The sequence below is a fragment of the Candidatus Frankia alpina genome (assembly GCF_902806485.1).
Classification (GTDB): domain Bacteria; phylum Actinomycetota; class Actinomycetes; order Frankiales; family Frankiaceae; genus Frankia; species Frankia alpina.
Window position 1 is genome coordinate 58,241 of the sequence record NZ_CADCWT010000006.1, and the last position, 7,428, is coordinate 65,668.

Annotated in this window: 6 protein-coding genes and 3 pseudogenes; 8 read left to right on the plus strand and 1 reads right to left on the minus strand. The window is 73.1% G+C overall.

Features of this window, described 5'->3' with window-relative positions:
- Positions 1-3 precede the first annotated feature (3 nt).
- From G6R25_RS29380 to G6R25_RS31185, 8 genes and pseudogenes are all read left to right on the plus strand, one after another.
- Complete coding sequence (locus tag G6R25_RS29380) at positions 4-468, plus strand: acyl-CoA dehydrogenase family protein (RefSeq protein ID WP_336500342.1); 465 nt, start codon at positions 4-6, stop codon at positions 466-468.
- A gap of 211 nt (positions 469-679) precedes the next feature.
- Positions 680-1,162 carry an acyl-CoA dehydrogenase family protein gene (locus tag G6R25_RS25935; RefSeq protein WP_235947125.1) on the plus strand — a complete coding sequence of 161 codons (483 nt, stop codon included), beginning with the start codon at positions 680-682 and terminating at the stop codon, positions 1,160-1,162.
- 257 nt (positions 1,163-1,419) lie between these two features.
- A pseudogene (locus G6R25_RS01970) lies at positions 1,420-2,787 on the plus strand (class I adenylate-forming enzyme family protein); the annotation flags it as partial.
- A 150-nt stretch (positions 2,788-2,937) separates the two neighbouring features.
- The gene (locus G6R25_RS01975; RefSeq protein ID WP_163551420.1) at positions 2,938-4,080 is read left to right on the plus strand and encodes an acyl-CoA dehydrogenase family protein; all 1,143 of its coding nucleotides are present in this window, start codon (positions 2,938-2,940) and stop codon (positions 4,078-4,080) included.
- A 106-nt stretch (positions 4,081-4,186) separates the two neighbouring features.
- Positions 4,187-4,996: pseudogene (locus G6R25_RS30035) on the plus strand (acyl-CoA dehydrogenase family protein); the annotation flags it as partial.
- A 91-nt stretch (positions 4,997-5,087) separates the two neighbouring features.
- Positions 5,088-5,324 carry an acyl-CoA dehydrogenase family protein gene (locus tag G6R25_RS31175; RefSeq protein ID WP_235947139.1) on the plus strand — a complete coding sequence of 79 codons (237 nt, stop codon included), beginning with the start codon at positions 5,088-5,090 and terminating at the stop codon, positions 5,322-5,324.
- Between the two features lie 143 nt (positions 5,325-5,467).
- A pseudogene (locus G6R25_RS31180) lies at positions 5,468-5,614 on the plus strand (acyl-CoA dehydrogenase family protein); the annotation flags it as partial.
- Between the two features lie 474 nt (positions 5,615-6,088).
- On the plus strand, positions 6,089-6,520 hold the full coding sequence (locus G6R25_RS31185) for an acyl-CoA dehydrogenase family protein (protein WP_473246870.1): 432 nt from the start codon (positions 6,089-6,091) through the stop codon (positions 6,518-6,520).
- On the opposite strand, the gene G6R25_RS01990 is transcribed toward G6R25_RS31185, so the two are convergent.
- Entirely contained in the window at positions 6,517-7,341 is an 825-nt protein-coding gene (locus G6R25_RS01990) for an SDR family oxidoreductase (protein WP_163551421.1), read from the minus strand. The two genes, G6R25_RS31185 and G6R25_RS01990, sit on opposite strands and share 4 nt — an antisense overlap.
- Between the last annotated feature and the right edge of the window lie 87 nt (positions 7,342-7,428).

Genomic DNA, 7,428 nt, shown 5'->3' on the forward strand with positions numbered 1-7,428 from the left:
AACGTGGATACCGCCGAGGCGGAGGGCGAACTGCGCGACGCGCTGGCGCGGCTGCTGCGCGAACGCTGCGACATCGAACAGGTCAGGGGGATCGCGGCCGCGCCGGGCGGCTGGGATCGACAGCTGTGGTCGGAGCTTGCGGCCATGGGCGTGGTGGGGCTCGCCGCCCCGGCGGAGCATGGCGGGGAGGGGGCGGGGAGGGGGCGAGGCTGGCGCTGCTGGCCGTCGCCCAGGAGGAACTGGGCCGCCGGGTGGCGCCGGTGCCGCTGCTGTCCTGCGCGATCGCGCAGGCCGCGCTGCTCGCCGTCGTGGACGGGATCGCACCGGGTGCGGCCGCCGCGGCCGCGCTGCTGCCGGCGGTCGCCTCGGGCCAGACGCCGGCGGCCATCGCGGTCGGACGCACCGTCGACGGTTGGACGCCACTGGCGACGGTGCGCGCCGAGCAGGCGGCCGGGGGCTGGCAGCTGACCGGGACGGCCCCCGTCGTCGCGGACGCCACGGCCGCGCGGGCACTGCTCGTCGCCGCCACGACCGACACCGGCCCCGCGTTGTTCGCTGTCGACGTGCCCCCTCGGCCGGCGCGGGCTCGGGCGGTGGTGATGGCGGCGCCGCTGGGGTCGCGGTCCGGGTCGAACCGCTCGACGTTCTCGATGCGACCCGCCCGCTCGCCCGGGTCACCTTGGACACGCCCGCGACCCTGCTCGCCGGTCCGGCCGAGTTCGCCGCGGTGCTCGCCGCCACCCGCTGGGTGGCGCTGACGCTGCTGGCGGCCGAGGCCGTCGGCGTCTCGGCGCGGTGCACCGAACTGGCCGTGGACTACGCGGGCATCCGTCACCAGTTCGGCCGGCCGATCGGCACCTACCAGGCGATCTCGCATCGCTGCGCAGACATGTTCGTCGGTACCGAGGCGGCCCGCGCCCTCGTCGCCGTCGCCGCGCAGGCCCTCGACGCGGCGGTGGCCCTGGCCGCCGCCGAGGCGCTCGAGGCCGCGGTCGGTGCCGCGCAGGGCAGCCTGCAGGTGCACGGCGGGATCGGCTTCACCTGGGAGCACCCCGTGCATCACTACCTGCGTCGGGCGAAGTCCAGCGAGGCGTTGATCGCGGCGCCGGACCGGCTGCGCGAGCAGGCCGCGTCCCGGCTGGTCGCGGCCGCCCGGCGCTGAGACGGCTCCGGGGTTGGCCGATCGACTTCATGCAATTCCTTAAACCTAATTAATTTATCTAGTGGTAGCTTGGGCGAACGGGCCTTCTCGGCGGTTCTCCGGATCCGTCCGGCGGCAAGGAGCGATGATGCGGGACCCTGTGATCGAGGCCGTCGGAAAACCCGGCCTCCTGCGTGCCCCTCGCGGGTCGGCCGTCGTCGCGCGGGGTCACGCCCGATGACCGGGCCCGCTGACCTGCCGGGCCGGCTGCGCGCGCTGTGGGAGGCGCCCGACTCCGCCCCCGCCCTCCAGGTCGACGGTGCCTGGGTGCCCTGGGGGACCCTGCGCGCGCTCGCCGACGAGATCCTCGCGGCCTCGACGGCCTCGGCCTCGGCCGCGGTGCGCGCGTCGGCGTCCTGCTCGGAAACTGGACTGAGTCGATCGCGGCGATTCTCGCGATCCTCGGCACCGAGCGCTGCCTGACGGTCTTCAACCCGCTGCAGCCGGCTGAGCGGCTCGCCGGCGACCTGGAGCGGGCCACCCCGCCGGTGCTCATCGTGCCGGAGCGGGCCTGGGCGTCCTCGGGGCTCGCGGAGCCGGTCGAGCGGCTCGGTATCAGCCTCATCCGCACCTCGCCCGAGGGGATCGCGTCGCTGCGCGCTGGCCGCGCCGATGCCGCGGTCACCGCCCGCGACGCGCCGGGCATCGCCGTCGAACTCACCACTTCGGGTACCACCGGGCCGCCCAAGCGCATCCCGCTGACCTACCGCCAGCTCGAGGCTTCGGTCGGGTCCGCCCGGGGACACATGAAGCCCGGCGGCGGCGATCGGTCCTACTTCGAGGGCGGCGTGGCCATCGTCGCCGTCCCGCTGGTGCACATCGGCGGGATGTGGGGGGCGCTGCAGGCTCTCGGTGACGCGCGACGCATCGTGCTGCTGGAGCGCTGGACCCTGGACCGCTGGCTCGACGTCATCCGCGAGCACCGGCCTCGCCTCGGCGCGCTGCCGCCGGCGGCGCTGCGCACCCTGATGAGTGGGAACGTGCCCGCCGAGGACCTCGCGAGCCTGCGCGCGCTGACCTGCGGGACCGCCCCGGTGTCGCCCGAGCTGGTCGACGAGGTGCTGGAGCGCTACGGCATCCACGTGCTCGGCGTGTACGGCGCGACCGAGTTCTCCGGCGCGGTGGCCGGCTGGTCGCTGCCGGACCATCGGCAGTGGTGGGCGAAGAAGCGGGGCAGCGTCGGGCGCGCCTTCCCGGGGGTGGGACTGCGCGTCGTGGCCGAGGACGGCGAGGTACAGCCGACGGGTGCCGGCGGACTGCTGGAGATCAGGACCGACCAGGCCGGGGCACGGGCGCGCGCGGACGGCTGGACCCGGACCAGCGACCTCGCCCGCATCGACGAGGACGGCTTCCTCTACATCGAGGGTCGCGCCGACGATGTGATCATCCGGGGTGGATTCAAGATCACTCCAATCGCGGTGAAGGAGGTGTTGGAGAAGCATCCGGCGGTCGCCGAGGCGGCGGTGTTCGGCCTGCCCGACGAGCGCCTCGGCCAGGTACCCGTCGCCGTGGTGGAGGCGGCGCCCGGCGCCGGGCCGCTCAGCGAGCAGGAGCTGCGCGACTGGTGCCGAACGCGGATGCTGCCCTACGAGGTGCCGGCGCGGGCGCTGACCGTGCCGGAACTGCCCCGCGGGGTGTCCCAGAAGGTCAGCTGCCCGACCTGGTGGCGTTGTTCGCCGCCCCGCCGCAGGCCGCCCCAACCCTGTAACCCGCCCCCGCCGAGGAAAGAGACGCCCGTGGAACGCGAGATTTTCGAGGACGAGCACCGGCAGTTCCGGGAGGTCGTCCGGGAGTTCATCGCCCGCGAGATCACCCCGTATCACGCCGGGTGGGAGGCCGAGGGGATCGTCGACCGGACGGTGTTCGCCAAGGCGGCCAAGCACGGGGTCATCGGGTTCAACATCGCCGAGGAGTTCGGTGGCGGCGGGGTTCGTGACTTCCGGTTCAACGCCGTCGTCGCCGAGGAGCTCGCGGCCGCGTTCGCCACCGGTCCGGGTTTCCTACTGCACAACGACGTCGTCGGCTCCTACCTGAGCCGGCTGCCCGACGACGAGCAGAAGGCGCGCTGGCTGCCCGGATTCGCCTCCGGGGAGGCGATCTGGGCGATCGGGATGACCGAGCCCGGTGCCGGCAGCGACCTGCAGGGCATCCGGACCTCCGCGGTGCGCGACGGTGACGACTGGCTCGTCTCGGGCGCCAAGACGTTCATCACCAACGGGATCCACTCCGACTACGTCATCGTCGTGGCGCGGACCGACCCGGCCGCCGGCAGCCGTGGCATCTCCCTGCTCGTCGTGGAGCGGGACATGCCCGGCTTCTCCCGCGGCCGCAACCTCGACAAGATCGGCCTGCATGCGCAGGACACCGCCGAGCTGTTCTTCGACGGCGTTCGGGTGCCGGCCCGTAACGTGCTGGGCAACCTGGGCGGCGGGTTCATCCACCTGATGGAGAACCTGCCCGAGGAGCGGCTGTCGATCGCGATCTCGGCGGTCGCCGGGGCGAGGGCGGTGTTCGACTCCACGCTGGAGTACACCAGGACCCGCACCGCCTTCGGTCAGCCGATCGGCAGCTTCCAGCACAACCGCTTCCTGCTGGCCGAGTTCGCCACCGAGATCGACATCGCCCAGGTGTACATCGACCGCTGCCTGACGGCGTCGTTCGAGGAGAAGCTGACCACCGTCGACGCCTCCAAGGCGAAGTGGTGGGCCACCGAGCTGCAGCAGAAGGTCGTCGACCGCTGCCTGCAACTGCACGGCGGCTACGGCTACATGGCGGAGTACCCCGTCGGGCGGGCGTTCACGGATGCCCGCATTCAGACCATCTACGGTGGCACGACGGAGATCATGAAGGAGATCATCGGTCGTTCGCTGGGCGTGTGACAGCCGGCTCCGGATCACATGGCCGGAGCGCCGCGGACAACGTGTCGTCGTCGGGTTGGAGCAGGAGTCATGAGCGTGGACCGAGTTAGGGGAGTTCCGGGCGCAGGTGCGGGCGTTCGTCGTCGGCCACGCGCCGGGTCGGGCAGCCAGGGCGGGGGTGCGCAGCCCGGAGAACGCCGAGGAGCTCGCCGAGCTGCGGCGCTGGATCGCCGCGCTGTTCGAGGCGGGCTACTACGGCGCCGACTGGCCGGTGGAGTTCGGTGGCGAGGCCGAGCACGACCCGCGCCGTGACGTCGTCGTCGCCGAGGAGGTCGCGCGGGCCCGCGCCCCGATGCACTTCGGCGGCAACGCCCTGGCGGCCAGCGCCCTGATCCGCTTCGGCAGCGGCGGGCAGCAGGACCGGCTGCTGCCCGCGATCCGGTCCTGCGACGACCTGTGGTGCCAGCTGTTCAGCGAGCCCGACGCGGGCAGCGACCTGGGTGGGATGAGGACCCGGGCGGTGGCCGACGGCGACGGCTATGTCGTGACCGGCCAGAAGGTGTGGACCACCAACGGCCACTGGGCCGACCGCGGGTACCTGCTCGCACGCACCGACCCGGACGTGCCCAAGCACAAGGGCATCACCGCGTTCGCGATCGACATGGACACCCCGGGCATCGACGTCCGGCCGCTGCGCGAACTCACCGGCACCTCCGACTTCAACGAGGTGTTCTTCGACGGGGTGCGCATCCCGGCCACCGCGGTGATCGGCACGCCCGGCCAGGGCTGGATCGTCGCGAACGCGTCGCTGGCCGAGGAGCGCAACGGCGTCAGCGCCGCGGTCGTCGACCTCCAGCTTGCCTGGGAGGACCTGTACGCGCTCGCGCAGAAGATCGAGATCGACGGTCGGTCGGCGCTGGAGCAGGCCGACGTCCGCCAGCGCTTCGGCGCGTTGCGGGCCGAGATCCGCGCCTGCGCGCTGCTCGGGCAGTCCTCGTTCGCCCGCTGGCGGGCCCGGCCGGGAACGGGTGATCGACGCCCCAGCGGGGAAGCTGTGGTTCAGCGAGCTCAACCTGCGGTTGAACGAGTTCGCCGTGGACCTGCTCGGCGCGCGCGGCATCCTCACCGAGGGCGACACCGACGCCGTCGACGGCGGCCGCTGGCAGGACGCCTACCTCTACGCCCGCGCGTACACGATCGCCGGCGGCAGCTCGGAGATCATGCGCAACCTCATCGCCGAACGCGCCCTCGGCCTGCCCCGCTAGCTCGCCAGCCTGCCGACCCACCAGCCCGCCGACCCGCTAGCCGACCACACCGGTCGCGGAAGGATCCGCCCGACATGCTTCTCAGCGACGAACAGGTCAGCCTGGCCGAGGCCGCCCGCGACTGGCTCGCGCAGCGCACCGATTTGGCCGCGGCCCGGGCCGACGGCGCGGCGCTCGCAGCGCTCTACTCGGCGGACGACGTGCGCGCCGCCGCCGAACTCGGACTCACCTCGCTGCTGCGGCCAGCGGAGGGGGGAACCTTCGCCGACCTCGCGGTCGTCGTGGAGGAACTCGGCCGCGCCGGCTCACCGCTGCCGCTCGGACAGGCCGCGCTGGTCGCCCGGCTGCTCGACCAGATCGGCATCGGGGCGGCCGTGTCCGACGCGGTGGCCGACGGTTCGGCGCTCGTGGTCCCGGCCGCGGCCGAGCCGGACGACGCCGCGATCGCCGGTGTGCCCGCAGCCGACGGCACGCTCGCCCTCGCCGGCCGCGCCGCCATCGTCGTCGGTGGCCTCGGCGCGGCCTGGCTGCTGGTCAGCGCCGCGATCGGGGACGACCGCGCCCTCGCGCTGGTCCCCGCCGCGAGCGCCGCCCGCACCACCCTCGACCTCAGCCGGGACATCGCCGCCGTCTACCTGCACGGCGTCACCATCCCGGCGGGTGACTGGACCCGGGTCGGCGCGGACGTCGCCGAGACTCTGGACCAGGCCCTGGCGATCATCCACACCCTGGACGCGGTCGGCGCCGCCGGCCGCCTGCTGGACATGACGGTCGGGTACGTCAAGGAACGTGAGCAGTTCGGCCGGCCGGTCGGATCATTCCAGGCGGTGAAGCACCAGGCGGCGACCATGGCCGTCGACATCGAGGCGTCTCGGCTCTGCGGCCACGACGCCGCCCGCGCGCTCGACGGCGGTGACCTGGTCTGCGCCCGGCACGGCTGTCGCGGTCGCCGGCTCCGTGGCCGGGGAGGGGAGCAGCCGCGCGGCCAGCACGGCACTGCAGCTCCACGGCGGCATGGGCTTCACCTGGGAGCACGACCTGCACCTGTTCCTGCGCCGGATCAAGGTCGACGAGCTGGTCCGCGGCACGCCCCGCCAGCACCGCGAGCGCCTGTTCGCCACCGCCGGCTGACGGTCGGCGGTGGCGGCGCGCCGCCACCGGTCCGAAGCGCCGCAACCGGCGAACGATCGAGCTAGCTGCCCTGGGTCTCGATCGAGACCTGCTCCCACTGCGCCCAGGTGGCCAGCCGCTGCTCGTAGACCGCCTTGACGATCTGGGTGGGCGGGGTGCCGAACAGCACCCGCAGCGGCGGGTTCTCGGCATTGACGATCTTCAGCAGGGCCGCTCCGGTCGCCGCCGGGTCACCGATCGCCATCCCGCCGCCCGCGCGCCGCTCGGCCATCGCCTTGCGCAGGTTGTCGTAGGCCGGCGACGGGGCCGAGTGCACCGCCGAGGATCCGGCCCAGTCGGTGCTGAAGCCGCCCGGCTCGACGAGGGTGACCTTGATCCCGAAGGCGGCGACCTCCTGGGCGAGGGACTCGCTGAGACCCTCCAGCGCCCACTTCGACGCGTGGTAGGCGCCGAGGGACGGGAAGGCGGCGATCCCGCCGATCGTGGAGATCTGGATGATGTGCCCGCTGCCCTGCGACCGCAGCTGCGGCAGCACCGCCTGGGTCACCCACAGGGCGCCGAAGAAGTTCGTCTCCAGCTGGTCACGGATGTCGCTCTCGGTGAGCTCCTCGACCGCGCCGAAGTGGCCGTAGCCCGCGTTGTTCACGACGACGTCGAGCCGCCCGAAGCGGGCGACCGCCGCCTTGACCGCCGCGTCGACGGCGGCCCGGTCCGTGACGTCCAGCGCGAGCGGCAGCACGGCGTCGCCGTGGGCGTCCGCCAGGTCGGCCACCGCGTCGACCTTGCGGGCGGTGGTGACCACCTGGTCGCCGGCCTGCACCGCGGACTCCACGAACACGCGGCCGAAGCCCCTGGACGCTCCGGTCACGAACCACACCCTGCTCATGGCGTTCCCTTCCTGATTACTGGTTTTGTCCTAGTCTATCCGTGCTTGTCTATCCGTGCTTGATACCAGGGCCGCGCGAAGCTCACT